Origin of the sequence: Streptomyces sp. NPDC096323 (assembly GCF_040302845.1) — a bacterium.
Classification (GTDB): domain Bacteria; phylum Actinomycetota; class Actinomycetes; order Streptomycetales; family Streptomycetaceae; genus Streptomyces.
Genome location: NZ_JBEOSI010000015.1, coordinates 59,417 through 76,251, shown reverse-complemented (window position 1 = coordinate 76,251; position 16,835 = coordinate 59,417). Strand labels below are relative to the sequence as shown.

The 16,835-nt window shown below is 72.0% G+C and carries 12 protein-coding genes and 1 pseudogene; 8 read left to right on the top strand and 5 right to left on the bottom strand.

Annotation, left to right across the window (positions count from 1 at the left end; translation table 11 throughout):
• Positions 1-25 precede the first annotated feature (25 nt).
• The gene (locus tag ABTX18_RS33060; protein WP_352126497.1) at positions 26-214 is read left to right on the top strand and encodes an antitoxin; all 189 of its coding nucleotides are present in this window, start codon (positions 26-28) and stop codon (positions 212-214) included.
• Positions 215-445: 231 nt separating this feature from the next.
• Here ABTX18_RS33060 and ABTX18_RS33055 read toward each other — a convergent pair whose 3' ends face one another.
• A complete protein-coding gene (locus ABTX18_RS33055; RefSeq protein ID WP_352126496.1) occupies positions 446-613 on the bottom strand; it encodes a hypothetical protein in 168 nt (55 codons plus the stop codon).
• Positions 614-799: 186 nt separating this feature from the next.
• Between ABTX18_RS33055 and ABTX18_RS33050 the strand changes: the two genes are divergently transcribed.
• The 3 genes from ABTX18_RS33050 to ABTX18_RS33040 all read left to right on the top strand — a co-directional run bounded on the left by ABTX18_RS33050 (position 800) and on the right by ABTX18_RS33040 (position 4,608).
• Positions 800-3,265, top strand: coding sequence for a SpoIIE family protein phosphatase (locus ABTX18_RS33050; RefSeq protein ID WP_352126580.1), 2,466 nt, complete (start codon positions 800-802; stop codon positions 3,263-3,265).
• Between the two features lie 411 nt (positions 3,266-3,676).
• Positions 3,677-3,910, top strand: a complete 234-nt coding sequence (locus ABTX18_RS33045) for a hypothetical protein (RefSeq protein WP_352126495.1) — start codon at positions 3,677-3,679, stop codon at positions 3,908-3,910.
• A gap of 65 nt (positions 3,911-3,975) precedes the next feature.
• Complete coding sequence (locus ABTX18_RS33040; protein ID WP_352126494.1) at positions 3,976-4,608, top strand: SMI1/KNR4 family protein; 633 nt, start codon at positions 3,976-3,978, stop codon at positions 4,606-4,608.
• 36 nt (positions 4,609-4,644) lie between these two features.
• Here the strand turns inward: ABTX18_RS33040 and ABTX18_RS33035 are convergent, their stop codons facing one another.
• On the bottom strand, positions 4,645-4,845 hold the full coding sequence (locus tag ABTX18_RS33035; RefSeq protein WP_352126493.1) for a hypothetical protein: 201 nt from the start codon (positions 4,843-4,845) through the stop codon (positions 4,645-4,647).
• Between the two features lie 209 nt (positions 4,846-5,054).
• Here ABTX18_RS33035 and ABTX18_RS33030 point away from each other — a divergent pair, with 209 nt between their 5' ends.
• Positions 5,055-6,185 (top strand): winged helix DNA-binding domain-containing protein, encoded by a 1,131-nt coding sequence (locus ABTX18_RS33030; protein ID WP_352126492.1) that lies wholly within the window; start codon positions 5,055-5,057, stop codon positions 6,183-6,185.
• A gap of 23 nt (positions 6,186-6,208) precedes the next feature.
• Here ABTX18_RS33030 and ABTX18_RS35920 read toward each other — a convergent pair whose 3' ends face one another.
• Complete coding sequence (locus ABTX18_RS35920; protein WP_503061252.1) at positions 6,209-6,676, bottom strand: hypothetical protein; 468 nt, start codon at positions 6,674-6,676, stop codon at positions 6,209-6,211.
• An 89-nt stretch (positions 6,677-6,765) separates the two neighbouring features.
• On the opposite strand from ABTX18_RS35920, the pseudogene ABTX18_RS33020 reads away from it, so the two are divergent.
• Positions 6,766-6,966 (top strand): annotated as a pseudogene (locus tag ABTX18_RS33020) (TetR/AcrR family transcriptional regulator C-terminal domain-containing protein); the annotation flags it as partial.
• A gap of 164 nt (positions 6,967-7,130) precedes the next feature.
• Here ABTX18_RS33020 and ABTX18_RS33015 read toward each other — a convergent pair.
• Positions 7,131-8,456 (bottom strand): geranylgeranyl reductase family protein, encoded by a 1,326-nt coding sequence (locus ABTX18_RS33015; RefSeq protein ID WP_352126491.1) that lies wholly within the window; start codon positions 8,454-8,456, stop codon positions 7,131-7,133.
• 616 nt (positions 8,457-9,072) lie between these two features.
• Between ABTX18_RS33015 and ABTX18_RS33010 the strand changes: the two genes are divergently transcribed.
• Together ABTX18_RS33010 and ABTX18_RS33005 are read left to right on the top strand one after the other, a co-directional pair.
• Positions 9,073-11,661, top strand: a complete 2,589-nt coding sequence (locus ABTX18_RS33010) for a SpoIIE family protein phosphatase (protein ID WP_352126579.1) — start codon at positions 9,073-9,075, stop codon at positions 11,659-11,661.
• A gap of 152 nt (positions 11,662-11,813) precedes the next feature.
• On the top strand, positions 11,814-13,244 hold the full coding sequence (locus ABTX18_RS33005; protein ID WP_352126490.1) for an NsdA family TPR-like regulatory protein: 1,431 nt from the start codon (positions 11,814-11,816) through the stop codon (positions 13,242-13,244).
• Positions 13,245-13,290: 46 nt separating this feature from the next.
• Here the strand turns inward: ABTX18_RS33005 and ABTX18_RS33000 are convergent, their stop codons facing one another.
• A complete protein-coding gene (locus tag ABTX18_RS33000) occupies positions 13,291-16,767 on the bottom strand; it encodes a M28 family peptidase (RefSeq protein ID WP_352126578.1) in 3,477 nt (1,158 codons plus the stop codon).
• Between the last annotated feature and the right edge of the window lie 68 nt (positions 16,768-16,835).

Genomic DNA, 16,835 nt, shown 5'->3' with positions numbered 1-16,835 from the left:
TCACGGTTCCAGGAGGAGGAAAGTCATGAGCATGCTCGACAAGATCAAGGACATGATCAAGGGGCATCCCGACCAGGCCGGCAAGGGAGTCGAGAAGGGCGGCGACTTCGTCGACAAGAAGACGAGCGGCAAATACGGCGGCCAGGTCGACTCCGCCCAGCAGAGGCTCAATGACCAGCTCGGTGACCGCCGACCGCCCACCGACGAGCGGTAGGGCGCCACATTTTTTGCGGGGGGGGGCGGGGGGCGGGGCCGCACCCCCAAAAAGTTGGCGCCGCCGGGGGGGGCGCCGGGGGGGCCGGCCCCCGCCCCCGGGCCGGGCCCATTTTTTTTGGCGGGGCCGCCCCCGGCGGCCCCCCACCGCAAAAAATGTGGCGCCACGTCGTCTGCGGTCATGCGACCGCTGCCACGCGCCGAGCGCGCGGTGCAGACGCGCGTCGCTCCGTCAGTTGTGGCCGAACTTCCGCTCGCGCTTGTGGGAGACCTGCTCGGAGATGGCCTTCACCGACTCGGGTGCGGGCACCGGGCCCGGCTGCTCCTTCACCTCTGCGGCGGAGCGCTCATGGCCTCCGGTGCGGGCGCCGCGGTTCTGCCGGCTCTGCTTCTTGCCCATGATCGTGCCTCCTGTGCGGATGTCGGACGATGGGCCGTCTTCAGAGTTGCATACAAGGGTGAAGGGTGCATTTCGATCGGCTCTGCCTCGCGCCTCGAAGTGCGGGGCACGGCGGCAGGGGAGCATGCTGGCTAGGTGACCTGGTACGGCGCGGTCCGGCGCAAGCCGCTCAGTGAGGGCAGCAGCATGCCCGGGAGACTCGGGAACGGCGGGGCTCCGGACCAGCTGTCGCTGGTGCTGGCCCAGGCCGTCGTGAACGCGGTCGAAGCCGCGGGCGGACGGGCGGGCGGCGTCTATCTGCGCTCCCTCACCCCGGGCCTCCTGAAGCTCGCGGTACTGGCGGGACTGCCCGGACCGCTGTTCCGGCCGTGGTGGCGGATGCATGTGAACCGGCCGTTCCCCGTCGCCGAGGCCTTCCGGTCCGGCCAGGCCGTGCACCTCGCCGACGCGGAGGAGGCGATGCGCCGCTTCCCCCAACTGATGGCAGGGCTGCCGTTCCCCTTCGGCTCCCTGTACGCGCCCGTCTTCAGCGGCGGCAAGCCGGTCGGCGTCCTGGTCGTACTGCGTGCGGCGACCCCGGGCAAGCCGGTGGGGACCACCGACCGGCGCAGACTGCAGAGCATCGCCGAAGGGCTCGGCGCCGCGCTGGCCGGCCTGGAGGCCACGGGGACACCGGCGCGATGGGAGGAAGAGCCCCTCCCCGTCCAGCTGCCGGCGGACAGCTCGCCACCAGTGAGGATCGGCCGGTTCGACTGGGACCTCGACAGCGGAGCCGTCGGCGCGGACGACGAACTGTGCGCCATCCTCGGCACCGGCCGCAACGAGTTCCCCGGCACGATCGACGCACTCGCGGCGCGGCTCGCCCCCGAGGACGTGTACGGGCTCTGGGCCCTGGCGCGCCAGGCGGCGGACTCCGGCGGGCCCGTCGTCCGCAGGATGCGGCTGCGGGGCCCCGACGGCCGCTCGCACCTGCTGGAGGTATCGGGACGCAGGGAACGCGGCGCGGGCCCCGGCTCCCCGACCCATCTGAGCGGATTCCTGGTGGACCTCGGCATCGGCCCGGTCGTCGCCGAGGCGGCCGACCGGCTGCCGCGCGGCATCTTCTCCCTCGACCGCTTCGCCCGGATCACCTACATCAACGGCCTGGCGGAGGAGAGTCTCGGCCGTCGCCGGTCGGAGCTGATCGGACAGGTGCTCTGGGAGGCCCTGCCGTGGTTTGCGAACCCGGCCTACGAGGACCACTACCGCGCCGCGATGCTCTCCGACACCCCGGTCCACTTCCTCGCCCGGCGCGCCCCCGGCCCCTGGTTGTCCATCTCCCTCTACCCCGGTCACGACGGCCTCACCGCCGTGCTCACCCCCACCGAACAGCCGGCTTACGCACCGGAGTCCGTCGCCTCGCCCGGGCTGGGGCTCGGCTCCCCGGCCGACCGCTCCGCCGCGCTCTACCGCCCGGTCGCGCTGGCCATCGCCCTCACCGAGGCGGTCACCGCCCGGCAGGTCTCCGCCGTGGTCACCGAGGAACTGCTCCCCGCCTTCGGGGGCCGACAGCTCGCGATCTACCTGCTGAGGGAGCGCCACCTCTACCTGGAGTGGGAGACCGGCTTCCCCCACGGCTTCCTCGACCGGTTCGACGGCGTGGCCCTGGACGCCCGCATCCCCGGCGTCGACACGCTGACCACCGGGCGCCCCATCTTCTTCGAATCCATGGAGCGACTGGCCGCCGCCTACCCCGGAATCCCCATGGAGACCGACGTCGGCGCCCGCGCCTTCCTGCCCCTGATCGCCTCAGGACGCCACGTCGGCTCCTGCATCCTCGGCTTCGACCAGCCGCGCGGCTTCAGCCCGGAGGAGCGCACCGTCCTCACGGCCCTCGCCGGCCTCATCGCCCAGGCACTGGAACGGGCCCAGCGCTACGACTCCGAGTCGGCCCTGGCCCGCGGGCTGCAGGACGTCCTGCTCCCGCACGGGCTCCCCGTCGTGGAGGGCATCGGCACCGAGGGCCGGTACCTTCCCGGCACCCAGGGCATGGACGTCGGCGGCGACTGGTACGACGTCATCCAGACCGGCCGAAAACTGGCGCTGGTCATCGGGGACGTACAGGGCCACGGCGTCGCGGCGGCCGCGACCATGGGACAGCTGCGCAGTGCCCTGCGGGCCTTCGCGCTCAGCGGGCACGATCCGCAGGAGGTGATGAGCGGCACCAACCGGCTGCTCATCGATCTCGACCCCGGCCAGTTCGCCAGCTGCTGCTACATCGTCATCGACCCGGCCACCGGCCTCACGCAGGCCGTGCGGGCGGGCCATCCGCAGCCGGTGCTGCGCCACCCGGACGGCACGGCCGAGGTCATGGACCTGCCAGGCGGCATCGTGCTCGGCATCGACGCCGAAGCGTCCTATCCCGTCACCGAACTCCACCTGGCCCCCGGGGAGATGCTCGCCCTGTACACCGACGGCATGGTCGAGGAGTCGGGAACCGACATCGACGTGGGCGTCGAGCGGCTGCGCGGCACGATCGCCGCGCTCGGCCCGGCCTCCCTGGCCGAGACGGCGGACCTCGTGATCGGCCGCGCCAGGCAGGCCGCGGACCGCCCCGACGACATCGCGCTGCTGCTGGCCGCCCGATGGGACGACGGGGCCCGGAATCCCTAGGTTCTGTCCCCGACGGATCCAGTGCTGAAGATTGCCGGACACCGGCAATGCGGCAAGAGCTGCCGCGCCTGCATGATGGTGCCTGCCGGCAGAAGCGGGGGTGTTCGGTGGAAGTAACAGTGGAAGCAGCCGCGGCCCGCAGGGTGGTCCGTGCGCGTATGGGATCGGGCCTGGCGGTGACGGTCCTTCTGCTGCCCTTCGGCGGCTACGGACTGGCCCGGACGGGTGCGGTCCCCGGAGGCACACCGATCGTGCTCGGCCTGCTGTGCGGGATCATCGGCTTTCTCCTCCTCCCCGCACTGTGCGAGGAGCGGGCCCCGTTCCGGCACTCGTCGTCGAGCCTGACGGCGCGCACCCTTACAGGAGGGCGGACGTCGAACTGCCTTTTCAGGGGACGGTCGGCTCAGGCCGATGTGGGACATCGGCAATCGCGCAGCCGACGGAGAGCGGGAGCTGAGCATCGCAAGGCTGTGGGTGGAGTTCGAACCGGAACTCGGCCCTGGAGAGACAGCCGACGTTCGCCTGGCTCCCCTGCAGCCCGGGCAGTGGCAGCACCTGAAGCCCGGTGACGTGATCTTTATGCACGAGACCCAACCTGTCGCCGGCATCGCCGAGATCATCGAGGTCCTGCCGCCGCGCGCCTGAGCTCATCTCGCGTCAGGCGGGCTCCGGCTGAAGCCGGGTGATCTTCGAAATCTGTCCGAGCTCAGATGGTGGGACCAGTACTGTTCCAGCGTAATGAAGCCAGATGGGATGAAGTCGGGATCGAAGCAGCGCGCCTTCTCGCCGTTGCGGACGGCTGCGAGATAGCGCCAGGCCTGAGCGAGGTCGAGCTCCAGCGTATTGAACAGGAGTACGGCTTCGAGTTTGCCGACGACCACCGGGCTTTCCTGGCGTCGGGCTTGCCGGTCAGTCAGCAGCCCGAAGAGGGGGACACGTGGGAGAACCCGTGGCCGGACTGGCGCAACGGCGACCCCAAAAGACTCCGAGAGCGGCTTGAGTGGCCCGTGGAGGGCATTGCCCTGTCGGTCCGACGCGGCTACTGGCACCCGAGCTGGAGGCAACGGCCGGAGGATGCCGACGAGGCCCTTCACCAGGCTCAGGCGCTGCTTGCTCAGGTCCCCAAGCTCGTTCCCATCTACGGGCATCGGTTTCTGCCTGCCGGCCATGGTTCCCAGGGTCACCCGGTTCTCTCAGTGTGGGGCACCGACATCATCTGTTACGGCACTGACCTGGTCGACTACGTCAACCACGAGTTCGACGCTTTCGACGCCCACACTCCGCACGACTGGCGCCCGCAGGCCACCGTCTCGTTCTGGCGGGATTTCCTGCCCAAGACTTGATCTCGCGGCGGCAACCGGCCCGAATACGCGGTCGACTCACAACGGGCCCGCCGCGGTTGGCGGGGTTTCGGGCTCGGCGCTGCTTCGTCCGGCGTTCCGTCGGAAGTCGGGCATGCCCAGGTGGACGGTGAACGGTTGCGCTGCACGCTCGCGCATGGCCTCCAGCTTTTGCAATGCGGCGGCCATGGTGGTCTCGATGGCGGCGACCTCGCCAAGCCGGCCCTGGTCCCGGGCCAAGCACTCCTGTGCCGATGCGCGACAGTTGTCACAAAGGCAGGCTTGTTGTCACCAGGATCACTGGAGTGGGTGCCTGGCCACCTTTCCTGGTTTCCAGTGACAGTGAACTTGAGCGCGTGCCATTGATGCTTGACGGATGCGGTTTCGTGTCACCGAACCTGGGACACGAGGCGCTGGCGGGCCCGGGCAGGGCGGTACCCTGCGCCGTTATGATCACCGCGCGCGAACTCAACCGGGCAGCCCTCAGCCGCCAACTGCTGCTGGAGCGTGAGCCGCTGACCATCCCCGACGCGGCGCAGCGCGTGGTCGCGCTCCAGGCGCAACATCCGGCCTCGCCGTACCTCGCGCTGTGGAACCGGGTCACCGATTTTGCTCCGGCCGAGCTCGACGCCGCCTTCGCCGGGCATGCGGTCGTCAAGGCGACCCTGATGCGGATCACCCTGCACGCCGTGCACGCCGGGGACTACCCGGTCTTGCGCGCGGCGATGCAGCCCACCCTGTACGCCTCCCGGCTCGGCTTCCGCTTCGCCGATGCGGGGCTGCTCCCAGCGGACGCCGACGAGCTGGTGCCGGAGTTGTTGGCCTTTGCTCGTCGGCCGCGGACTTCGGCAGAGATGCAGGCGTGGGTCGAGGAGCGGCTCGGTACCGAGAAGAAGGACGGAGCGTGGTGGGGGCTGAAGGCCTACGCGCCGATGCACCATGCCCCAACAGGCGGGCCGTGGTCATTCGGCCTCCGGCCGTCCTTCGTCGCGGCGGGGACCGGGACCGCCCCTGCGGGGCGGGCGGTGGATCCCAAAGCGCTGCAGACCCTGATTCTGCGCTATCTGGCGGGCTTTGGGCCCGCGTCGGTGGCGGATGTGGCGCAGTTCGCCATGGTGCAGCGGGCACCCGTCCGCGAGGCGCTGTGCGCTCTGGATGGGGCCATCGAGCAGGTCCAAGGGCCGGACGGCAGCACGCTGTTCGACCTCCCGGCCGCCCCCCGGCCGCCCGCGGATACGCCGGCGCCGCCCCGGCTCATGGCGATGTGGGACAGCATTCTGCTGGCCTACGCCGATCGCAGCCGGGTGATACCCCCGGCCTACCGCCCCCTGGTGATCCGCAGGAACGGAGACGTATTGCCCACTTTGTTGGTGGACGGCTATGTCGCCGGTGTGTGGCGCCCGGTGGCCGATGGCATCGAGGCCACGGCCTTCCACTCCCTGTCACCCGCCACCTGGGACGGACTCGCCGCGGAGGCCCAGTCCCTGGGAGCGCTCCTCGGTGACCGCGAAACGGAGGTCTACAGCCGCTACCACCACTGGTGGGCGAAGCTCCCCGAGAGCGAAGTGCGGATGCTGTGACCAGCTCATTTGTCGCTCAGACTTCAGCGGTACCTGTTCAAGGTTCGTGAACACAGGACACCTGGCACCGTCTGCAGAGGTCGGCGCGGCGCTCCGCGGGGTGGGTGGCGACCACTGCCCTGCTGCGCGCGGGCCGGTGGCAAGTGGCTTGCTTCGCCAGTGACATGGACGCCGGCGCCGTTGCGGCGGTCCTTGAGGACGCACGGTTCGACGCGCGGCAGGCGTCCCGGCACGAGGACCTGGCCGACGTCGTCCGTGGCCCGGCGGAGCTCACGGAGTGGGAACGGATCGACCAGCTGCTCGCCGCCGCGCCGGCGGGCACCGTCTACGACCCGGACACCGACGACGTCGTCCGGGCGGAACTCGCGGCCGAAGCCGCGGCCTCCGCCGGTCGGGAGGCCGAACTGTGCGAGGCTGCCCGCATCGCGGCCCGCGCCGACGAGCTCCAGGCGCTGCGCGAACTCGGCACGCTGAAGCAGGCCGAGCCCCACGCCGGGGACGAAGCCGTCCGTGACGAGCTGACTCAGCGAGCCGGCGGCTACGTCCAGGCCGACGTCGCCGGCTGCTGTACGCGGAGGCCGTGCGCTTCCCGGACCGCTTCGACGCGGTGCGGGCGAGCGGGCCCAACCAGTTCACCGAGGCGCTCGCGGGTCGGCTCGCCCGCCTCGCGAACGCCGGTCATCTGCGCATCGAGGACCCGGTCAGGGAGGCCAACGAGTTCATCGCGCTGGTCTGCGAGGAGCTGCCTGGGATGAGCGCGCTGGGCACCAGGCCCCTCGATCCGGCGGACGTCGCGAAGGTCGTCACCGCCGGCGTCGACACCTTCCTGCGCGCCTTCGGTACGCAACCGGCACGGCCGCGCCGAGATCAACGGCTGAGCCGGCCGTGCCGGCCCCGGCTCGGATCCCTGCGAAGGGCGGCCCGGCGCCGCGAGGCGGAAACCGGTCAGCGCCGGCGCACGTGCGGAGCGGGGACGAGACGCACCGCCGTGTTCAGGACATGGTCGATCACATCCCGCGAGGGCCTGTCCGTGAGGTTGGTGAGCAGTCGGGCCAGCGTGCTGAGGAGGAACGGCGAGCCCATCACATAGCGGTTGAGCACCGGCTGGAACCCCGAGCGGCTGAACACCAGGTCGGCGGCCGCGTTGCCGAGCCGGTAGTAGCTGCCCCAGCGGTGGTTCATCTCGACCGGGTAGTGGCGGAGCGCCCTCTCGCGCCGGGGGCCCGCGGGCAGGGCCAGGGCGAGCGCCGCCGTCTCGGCCGCGACCTCGCCGGCCTCCAGCGCCTGGCCGATGCCCTCACCGTTCCAGGGGCTGATCATGCCTCCGGAGTCGCCGACCAGGAGAAGCCCCCGGGTGTACAGCGGGTGACGGTTGAAGCCCAGCGGCAGCGCGGCGCTGCGTACGGGCCCCTCGGCGTTCTCCTCGCGCAGTCCCCACGCCTCGGGCGTCCGCGCCAGCCACCGGTCCAGGGTGGCCCGCAGGTCGGCCTTGCCGTGGCGGCGGTGGGGGATGGCGCCGAGTCCCACGTTGACCCGGCCGTCGCCCATCGGGAAGATCCAGCCGTACCCCGGCAGGAAGTGGTCGCTCCGGGGATAGCGCAGGTCCGCCCAGAGCTCGAGGAACTCCTCACGGGAACGCTCGGGGCTGCGGTAGTAGCGGCGGGCCGCCGTGGCGATCTGCCGGTTCGTGTCCCGCTGCAGCCCCATGGCCAGAGCGAGCCGCGCGGAGGCGCCGTCCGCGGCGATCACCACCGGAGCGCGGTGCACCACCGGCGCCGCCGTACCCGACACCGCCGTGACACCGGTGACCCGGCCGGCCCGGTCCGTCACCGGCTCCGTCACCTTCACGCCGGTACGCAGCCGGGCCCCGGCGGCCACCGCGTGGCGGGCCAGGATGTCGTCGAAGTCGTGCCGGCTGCGCGTGAGGCCGAAGTCCGGGTAGCCGCCCAGCGCGGGCCAGTCGATCTGCACCTGCCGGTCCCCGGTCACCCAGCGCATCCCGCGCGACCGCGTCCAGCCGGGGGCTTTGATGTCGATGCCCATCCGGATGAGCTGGTGCACCGCGCGCGGGGTGAGGCCGTCGCCGCACACCTTCTCCCGGGGGAACGCGGACTTCTCCAGCAACAGCACGTCGACGCCCGCCCTGGCGAGGTGGTACGCGGCGGACGAGCCGGCCGGCCCCGCCCCCACCACGATCACCTGGGCCTCCTCGGCGGGGCCGGGAGAGGAGCCTTCGGCCGGGGCGGACTGGTCTGCGTGCACTTCCCGCATGGGAACCCTTTCCTCGGACAGCGACAGCCGTCGTCCGCCGGCGGACGACGGCCCCGTACCCCGACATCCTGCCGGTTCGCACCGCTGCGCGGCAGGTGATCAACACCCGGGCCCGCGAGCAGCCGGCCCTCCGGCGCGCCGCCCCGGAACGCGCCTCGGGGCCGCACGGCGTGCGGCCCCGAGGGCAACGGATGAGTGGCGCGGCAGTCAGTACGGCAGCGGGCGCCCGGACGGCGTGCGCAGATCGAGCGGCGGCGGCCGGGACGGAAGCGGTGGACGTCGGACGATCCTGATGCGGCCCACTGGCACCACCTCCTGTCGGTAATCCGTCCTATGCCCTGGCAGCGCGCCGTTCACACGTCAGGCGGCCATGAGCGCCGCCCGGTCCCGAAGGGCGGCCACGGAGAATCGTGTTAAACCTGAAGACGTGGGTGGTACAGGTCGGCTCCGGACGCGGTTTCACCACTCCGCCCGGCAGCCGCGCCGGCACGATCGCGGACACCCGGGCGGTGAGCGGCGTGTGCCCTACGGCCCGCATCGCGGACGGTCCGCGCCCGGCCGCGGACTGCGCGACCTCTTCAGCGTCCACACCGTGGCCGGCCAGGTCTTCTTCCTCATGCTGGGCATCACGACGCTGCTCGTCGTGACAGCCGTCGTCGCGCTGGTGGTGCAGGGCAGACACGACAGCATGAACGTGGCCAGGGCCCGGTCGCTGAGCGTCGCGGAAACCTTCGCCCACGCGCCCGGCGTCGCCGCCGCCCTCGACAGCAAGGACCCCACCACCCTGCTGCAGCCCCGCGCGGAGGACGTCCGGCGCAGCACCGGCGTGGAATACGTCGTGGTGGCCGGAACCAACGGCATCCGCTACACCCATCCCGACATCGCGCTGATCGGGGACCGCATCGTCGGCCCGTACAAGGAAGCCCTGGAGGGGGACGCGTACACCCGCACGGTCACGGCCAGCCACGGTCTGGCCGTCAACTCCGTGGTGCCCGTGCCACGGCCCGACGGCACGGCCGCCGGCCTGGTGTCCGTCGGCATCAAGGTCGAGACCGTGAACAAGCTCGCCTATCCGAGCATCCCGCTCGCCCTGGGCGCCGCGGTCGCCGCGCTCGTCCTCACGGCGGGCGGCGCGGCGCTGGTGAGCCGCCGCCTCGGCCGCCAGACGCGCGGCCTCGGCCCGGCCGAGATGACCCGGATGTACGAACACCACGACGCGGTGCTGCACGCCGTCCGCGAGGGCGTCCTCATCATCGGGGCCGACGGCCGCCTCGTCCTGGCCAACGACGAGGCACGACGGCTCCTGGACCTGCCCGCCGGCGCCGAGGGCCGTGCCGTGACCACGCTGGGACTGCACCCCCGCACAGCGGAGCTGCTGGCGTCCGGGCGGGTCGCCACGGACGAGCTGCGGCCGGCCGGAAACCGGCTGCTGGCCGTCAACCTCCGCCCCACGGGCGAGCGCGGCGGACCGCCCGGCACGGTCGCCACCCTGCGGGACACCACGGAACTGCAGGCCCTCACCGGCCGGGCGGAGACCGTGCGGGAGCGGCTGATGCTTCTGTACCGGGCGGGGGCCCGCATCGGGACGACCCTCGACGTCACCACGACCGCGCAGGAGCTGGCGGAAGTCGCCGCACCCGGCTTCGCCGACTGCGCGACGGTCGACCTCGCCGACCCCGTCCTGCGCGGCGAGGAACCGGAACCGCCCTCCGGCGAGGTGATGGACATGCGCCGCACCGCCCTGCACGGTGCCCGCCCGGACCACCCGCTCTACCCGCTGGGCCGCGTCATCGGCTTCGTACCCACCAGCCCCGAGGGCCTCGGCACCAGCAGCGGCCACACCTGGCTGGTGCCCGATCTCGCCGCGTCCCAGCAGTGGCGCCTGCCCGACCCCGGACAGGCCGCACGGATCCTGGAGTACGGATTCCACTCCCTGCTCTCCGTGCCCCTGCACGCGCGCGGCGTCATCCTCGGCATGGCCAACTTCTGGCGCGCGCAGAACGAGGCCCCCTTCGACGCCGAGGACCTGTCCTTCGCCGAGGAACTCGTGGCCCGGGCCGCGGTCAGCGTCGACAACGCCCGGCGCTACACCCGCGAGCACGAGATGGCCGTGACCCTCCAGCGCAGCCTGCTCCCGAGCGGCCTTCCCGAGCAGAACGCCCTGGACGTCGCCTACCGCTATCTGCCCGCGCAGGCGGGGGTGAGCGGCGACTGGTTCGACGTGATCCCGCTGTCCGGCGCCAGGGTCGCGCTCGTCGTCGGCGACGTGGTCGGGCACGGTCTGCACGCCGCGGCCACCATGGGCAGGCTGCGCACCACGGTCGCCAACTTCTCCACGCTGGACCTGCCGCCGGACGAACTCCTCAGCCACCTCGACGAACTCGTCGCCAGAATGGACCAGAACGAGACCGCCGGCGCGGCGATCACCGGGGCCACCTGTCTGTACGCGATCTACGACGCGGTCTCGGGGCGCTGCTCGGTGGCCCGGGCCGGGCACCCCGGACCCGCCCTCGTCCTGCCGGACGGCACCGTCGAGTTCCCGGAGATCCCCGCCGGCCTGCCGCTGGGAATCGGCGGCATGCCCTTCGAGGCGACCGAGCTGGAGGTACCCGAGGGGAGCCGCCTGGTTCTGTACACGGACGGTCTGATCGAGCGCCGCGACAGGGACATCGACGACGGCCTGGAGCAGTTGCGCGATGCTCTGGCCGGCCGCGACCGGACGCCGGAGGAAACCTGCGACGACGTGCTGGAGGCCCTGCTGACCAGCCGCCCGGGCGACGACGTCGCCCTGCTCGTGGCCCGCACCCGCACCCTGGACCCCGCCCGCCGCGTCCAGTGGCAGGTGGACCCCGACCCCGCCGCCGTCGCCGGCGTCCGCAAGGAGGCCATCCGCTGGCTCGCCGACCGGGGCCTCGACGAGGAGGGGTTCGTCACCGAACTGATCCTGAGCGAGCTCGTCACCAACGCGATCCGGTACGGCTCCGAGCCGATCAGCGTGCGGCTGCTGTACGACCGGGCCCTGATCTGCGAGGTGTCGGACTGCAGCAGCACCTCGCCGCACATGCGCTACGCCGCGACAACGGACGAGGGTGGCCGCGGCCTGTTCCTCGTCGCCCAGTTCGCGGAGCGCTGGGGCACCCGCTACACCGAGCGCGGAAAGGTCATCTGGTCCGAGCAGTCGCTCGACGAGCCCCCTCGGCCCTGAGGAACGGCCCGGCCGGCAACCGCCGCGCCTGATACCGGACATGTTGTCGATACGCGGGGGACAGCCGGCCCGGCTGCTCGCTATCCTCCGGGCATGAGCCGTGAGCGTGGCACGTGTGGCGTCCTCGACCAGGCGCGATTACGGGATTCCAGGTGAGCGAGGCGATGGGTGCCGTGCCGGCGGACGCCCGTACGGCGCAGGCGTGGCGGTCGTTCGGAGCCCGGTTGCGCCACTGGCGCGGACGCGCCGGGCTGACCCAGGCCCAGGTGGGCGCCCGGGTCGGCTACGACCACACCGCCATCAGCAGACTGGAGCACGGCAGCAGGCGGACGCCGCTGCCGCTGGCCCGCCGCCTCGACGACCTGCTGAAGGCCGGGGGCGAGCTGCTGGCCGCCTGCGAGGCGGCCGGGGAACAGGAGCGCGCCACAGGTCCCGAGGACGGGCCGCTCGCCGCGCGGAGCGCCCCGCTGCCCGGTGAACCCCCGGGCGGAGCCCTCCCCGCGATGCTCCCGCCGGGCACCGTCCTGCCCGCGCGCCTGCCCGCCTACGGACTCATCTGCCCCGCGCACGGCCTGGACGGCTGCACGGTCCCCCCGCTCTCGGACGTCATCGCCCTGCACGCGGCGTTCTGCGCCCTGGGCCCGGACGCACAGGCCCACCCCGCCCTGGACCACGACACGGTGCACGCGCTGACCGCCCTGCTCGCGGTCTGTCTGCGCGCCGACGAGGAGCGCGCCTGGCCGGGAGCGACCGCCGTCGTCGAGCGCACGTTGCACGCCATGCTCCGCTGGATGGCGCTCCCCACGGCGTCGTACCAGACCCGACTGGCCCCGCTGGCAGCCGAGTACGCGCAGTCGGCCGGCTGTCTGCGGCTGCTGTGGGGCCGCAACGGGACGGCGATGGCCTGGCTCGACCGCTCGCTGCAGTGGGCCGCCCTGGCGGGCCGCGTCGGGACGCAGGTCGCCGCCCTCAGCGACATGAGCACCCTGGCCCGCCTGGAGGGGGACGGACCGTCGGCGCTCGCCTACGGCAGGGCGATAGGCGAGGCCGCCGCGGGCCGGTACTGGGCGGGCGCCATGAGCGATCTGTACCAGGCGCGCGGCCACGCGGTCCGCGGCGACGCGGCCCGGACCCTGCGGCACATCAGCCGGGCCTGGACCCAGATGGACCGCGCCGGCGACAGCGACGAGGCGGAGGCGCCCTGGCTCTCCGTCGCCTCGGTCCGCCTGCGCGTGGAGTCCGGCGCCGCCGGCGCGCTGCGCGATCTCGCCGCGGCCACCGGTGACCGCCGTTTCGCGCTCCGCGCCGTCGGCGCGGCCGGGGCCGCGCTGGGTCTGCTGCCGCCCGGCATGCACTCGGCACGGATGCTGTTCCTGGCCCGGATGGCCGACGCGCACGCGTGCGCCGGCGACCCGGCGGCCGCGCAGGCCGTGGCGGCCCCGGTCCTGGACACCACCGAGGTGAATCCGGCGACGCTGCTCGGCCAGGAACTGCGCGGACTCCACGGCAGACTCGCCGCCCGCGGCGGCGGCCACGCGGAGAGCGGCGACTTCGTCAGCAGACTGGCGGCGGTGGTCCGCTGACACGCGGGGGCGGGGCGTGTGGATCACGCCCCGCCCCCGCGGTGGATCAACTCACATCGAGCGTCACGTCGTCCACGACGAAGCTCGTCTGCAGGTAGGCGTCCTCCTTACTGGTGAATCCCAGCGTCACCGTCTGCCCCGCGGCGGAGCCGACGTCGAAGGACTGCTGGACGTAGCCGCTGCTCGCGTCGAGGTTCGAGTACGTCGCCAGTGTCCGGGTACCGAGCTTCACCGTGAACGTGTCGTAGGCGGTCGCGTCGCCCGCGGACTCGTCGGTGTCGGTGCTCAGGAAGAACGACAGCCGGTAGGTCGAGCAGCCCGCCGGAACGGTCACCGACTGCGTGGCCGTGTCGCTGTGGGTGCTGCCCCAGCCCCCGAACCAGGCCTGGTACGCCCCGCTGTGCGCGGGCTTCTCGGAGGTCCGGTTGGTGATGACGTCGCTCTGGGTCCACGGCGCGGTGCCGTTCTCGAAGCCGCCGTTGGCGACGACCTGCCTCGCCTGGCAGGTGCCGCCGCCCCCGACCACCAGGGAGTACGTGGTGGTGTGGGTGGCGGCGCCCGTCCCGGTCACGGTGAGGGTGTACGTACCCGCCGTGACCTGCGCCCCGGCGGAGACGGTCATCGTGGACGAGGAGCCCGACTGCACGGAGGACGGGGCGAAGGAGACGGTGACCCCGCTCGGCGCGCCGGAGGCGGTGAGCCGCACGCTCTGCGCGGCACCGCTGGTGGTGGCCGTCGCCACGGTCGCCGTGACGGAGGCGCCCGGCTGGACACTGCCGGACACCGGGTTCACCGAGACGGAGAAGTCGTCGGCGGGCGCGGTGGTGCCGACCGCCGTCTTCCACACGGTGTAGGCGACCCCGTCCGCGCTGCGGTCGAGCGCGGTCGCGTTGATGTTGGCCGTCGTGTCGCACGACTGGTGGTAGCAGGAGTCGTACGAACGGCCCGCGGTACCGCCCCACTTCGTGGCCTGGGCGGACGTCTTGGTGTCACTCGCGCCGGTCGCGTACCCCGAGGTGGCGATGCCCCCCTGCTGGAACGAGTAGTCGTCGGAGCGGCCCTGGCCCTCGACGTTCTCCTCCGGCGCGAGGCCGAGCGAGGTCCAGTACTCCTTCATCGGGGCCGACGCCGCCGAGTTGAGGTTGTTGATGAAGTAGCCGCCGTTGGTGGAGGCGACCATGTCGAAGTTGTAGTACGCGCTGATGGCCGTCCGCTGGGCGGCGGAGAGCTGGCCGACGTAGTACTCGGAGCCCTCCAGGCCCTGCTCCTCACCGTTCCACCAGGCGAAGCGCACGTGCTTGGTCATCGTCGGGTTCTGCTGGGCCAGGGCCAGCGCGTTCTCCAGCAGCGTGGCGGAACCGGAGCCGTTGTCGTTGATGCCGGGGCCGGCGGCCACACTGTCGAGGTGGGCGCCGAACATCACGGTCCGGTCGGCCGCACCGCCCGGCCAGTCCGCGATCAGGTTGTTCCCGCGGTAGGTGCAGGTGGTGCAGGTCTGCTCGCTGACGGTGTACCCGGCCGCCTGGAGCTTGCCCTTCACATAGGCGAGCGAGGCGGTGTAGCCGCTGCTGCCGGCCCGCCGGTTGCCGCCGTTCTGCGAGGCGAGAGTGTTGAGCTGGGACAGATGCGTCTGCACGTTGGCGACGCTGATGTCGGGGGCCGTACCGCCTGGGTTGCCGCCGCCGCCGACGGTCAGGGTGTACTGCGCGGTGTGGTCCTGGGTGCCCGCACCCTTCACCGTCAGGGTGTACGTACCGGGCGCCGCGGCCGTCGTGGCCGACACGGTCATGGCCGAGGTCGCGCCGGACTGCACCGAGGAGGGGCTGAAGGAGACGCTCACCCCGCTCGGCTGTCCGCTCGCCGACAGGTTCACCGTCTGCGCGCTGCCGGACGACACGGTGGTCCTGACCGTGGCCGTCACCGAACCGCCCTGCTTCACCGAGCCGGAGGCCGGATCGAGCGACAGGGAGAAGTCGTTGTTGCCGCTCGGCACGCAGGTCGGGTCACCGCTCTGGGCGGGGACGCTCACCGCGTCCCAGGCCGCCTTCGTCCAGTTGAACAGCGCACAGGTGGCGTCGAGGTTCTTCGCCGCCGTCAGCGTGGCGGTGCGGTAGCGCTTGTGAGTCATCCCGCTGGTCTTGAGCAGCATGCCGCCGTAGAAGATCTTGCCGGCGCTCTGGATGCCCACGCCGGTGACCGTGGAGCTGTTGCAGGTGGGGCTGGACGGCTTGCCGCCCCCGGGGTTCGATCCCTCCGCCAGCAGGTAGAACCAGTGGTTGAGGGGTCCGGCCGCCGCGTGCACCTCGGTGTTGGGTATGGAGGAGCTGTAGCAGTTGGGGTCGCCGATCTGCCCGGGGTTGTACATGATCCGGATCGGTCCCTGGCCGACCAGGTTGATCTTCTCGCCGACGGTGTAGTCCGGGTCGTCGTACGGGGCGGGCTCGTTGGTGTACGCCTCGGTCAGCGCGCCCAGGATGTCGCCGGTGGCCTCGCCGAGACCCGACTCGTTGTTGGCGCCGCCGGGGGTGTACTGGTCGATGCCGTGGCCGAACTCGTGGCCCACGACGTCCATCGCGCCGATCCACTGGTTGGCGTTGTTGTGGCCGATGGAGACGGAGGAGCCGTCCCAGTAGGCGTTCACGTCACTCAGCCCGACCTTGACCGGCCAGCTGCGGCCGTTCCCGTCGTGGCCGTTGCGGCCCAGCCAGTCGCGCAGCATGTCCCACTCGTGCTGGGCCGCCCACATGACGTCGACGCAGCCGGTCTCCTTGCTGGAGGCGTTGCCGGTGCCCCAGGAGTCGCTCGACTTGGTGAAGACGCTGCCGGTGCTGTAGTCGGCGCAGCTCAGCCCGGGGCGTCCCGGGTCGCGCAGCGAGTAACTCCCGCCCGAGGAGGTGGTGTTGATGGACAGTGGGGAGGGCCCGTTCCACTGGCTGTTGCCGGTGCCGGCCTTGACGTCGTCGTAGCTGTCGAGCACCTTGCCGGTGCCCGCGTCGACGAAGACGTGCAGCCGGCTCGGCGCCTTGGCGGTCCGGCCGGTGAGCACGGTCTCCCAGGCCAGCCGGGACTTCGTTCCGGTGGCCCGGACGACCAGCCGGTGGCTGTCGACCCGCTCCACCGTGCGCAGCTTCTTGCGTGAGGCGGCCTCGGCGGCCCGGGCGGAGACGGTCGCCGTGACCGGCACGTTGATGCGCCGCGAGACCGCGGACTGGGATCCGCGGATGCGCCCCTTGGAGTCGGCCACCACGACGGCGTCACCGCCGACGACGGGCAGGCCGCGGTAGGTGCGTTCGTACGCGATGGAGTAGAGCCCGTTGACCCACGGGGTCACCATCTGCCGCTCGTACCGCTCCTCGGGGCCCTTGGCCAGGGCATCCAGGCCACTGGCCGCCGCCCGGTCGGCCGCCGACACGGCGGTCGAGAGCGCGGTGGGGGCGGGCGGAGACGGTTCTGCAGAAGCTGACTGGCCACTGGTGGCGACCAGCATTCCGGCGAGGACGGCCAGGGTTGTCCCGGCCGTCATCGGTCTGCGTTTCATCGAGGCTCCTCGTTTGTGTGGGGACCTCGGTCACGGAAGCGGCATGGAGAGAC

Bases quoted from the DNA above. Each gene is read 5' to 3' on its own strand.
- ABTX18_RS33040 (WP_352126494.1), top strand. From the start codon at position 3,976: ATGGTGGGACCAGTACTGTTCCAGCGTAATGAAGCCAGATGGGATGAA.
- ABTX18_RS33050 (WP_352126580.1), top strand. From the start codon at position 800: ATGCCCGGGAGACTCGGGAACGGCGGGGCTCCGGACCAGCTGTCGCTG.
- ABTX18_RS33055 (WP_352126496.1), bottom strand. From the start codon at position 613: ATGGGCAAGAAGCAGAGCCGGCAGAACCGCGGCGCCCGCACCGGAGGC.
- ABTX18_RS33060 (WP_352126497.1), top strand. From the start codon at position 26: ATGAGCATGCTCGACAAGATCAAGGACATGATCAAGGGGCATCCCGAC.
- ABTX18_RS33000 (WP_352126578.1), bottom strand. From the start codon at position 16,767: ATGACGGCCGGGACAACCCTGGCCGTCCTCGCCGGAATGCTGGTCGCC.
- ABTX18_RS33015 (WP_352126491.1), bottom strand. From the start codon at position 8,456: ATGCGGGAAGTGCACGCAGACCAGTCCGCCCCGGCCGAAGGCTCCTCT.
- ABTX18_RS33030 (WP_352126492.1), top strand. From the start codon at position 5,055: ATGATCACCGCGCGCGAACTCAACCGGGCAGCCCTCAGCCGCCAACTG.
- ABTX18_RS33010 (WP_352126579.1), top strand. From the start codon at position 9,073: ATGCTGGGCATCACGACGCTGCTCGTCGTGACAGCCGTCGTCGCGCTG.
- ABTX18_RS33045 (WP_352126495.1), top strand. From the start codon at position 3,677: ATGTGGGACATCGGCAATCGCGCAGCCGACGGAGAGCGGGAGCTGAGC.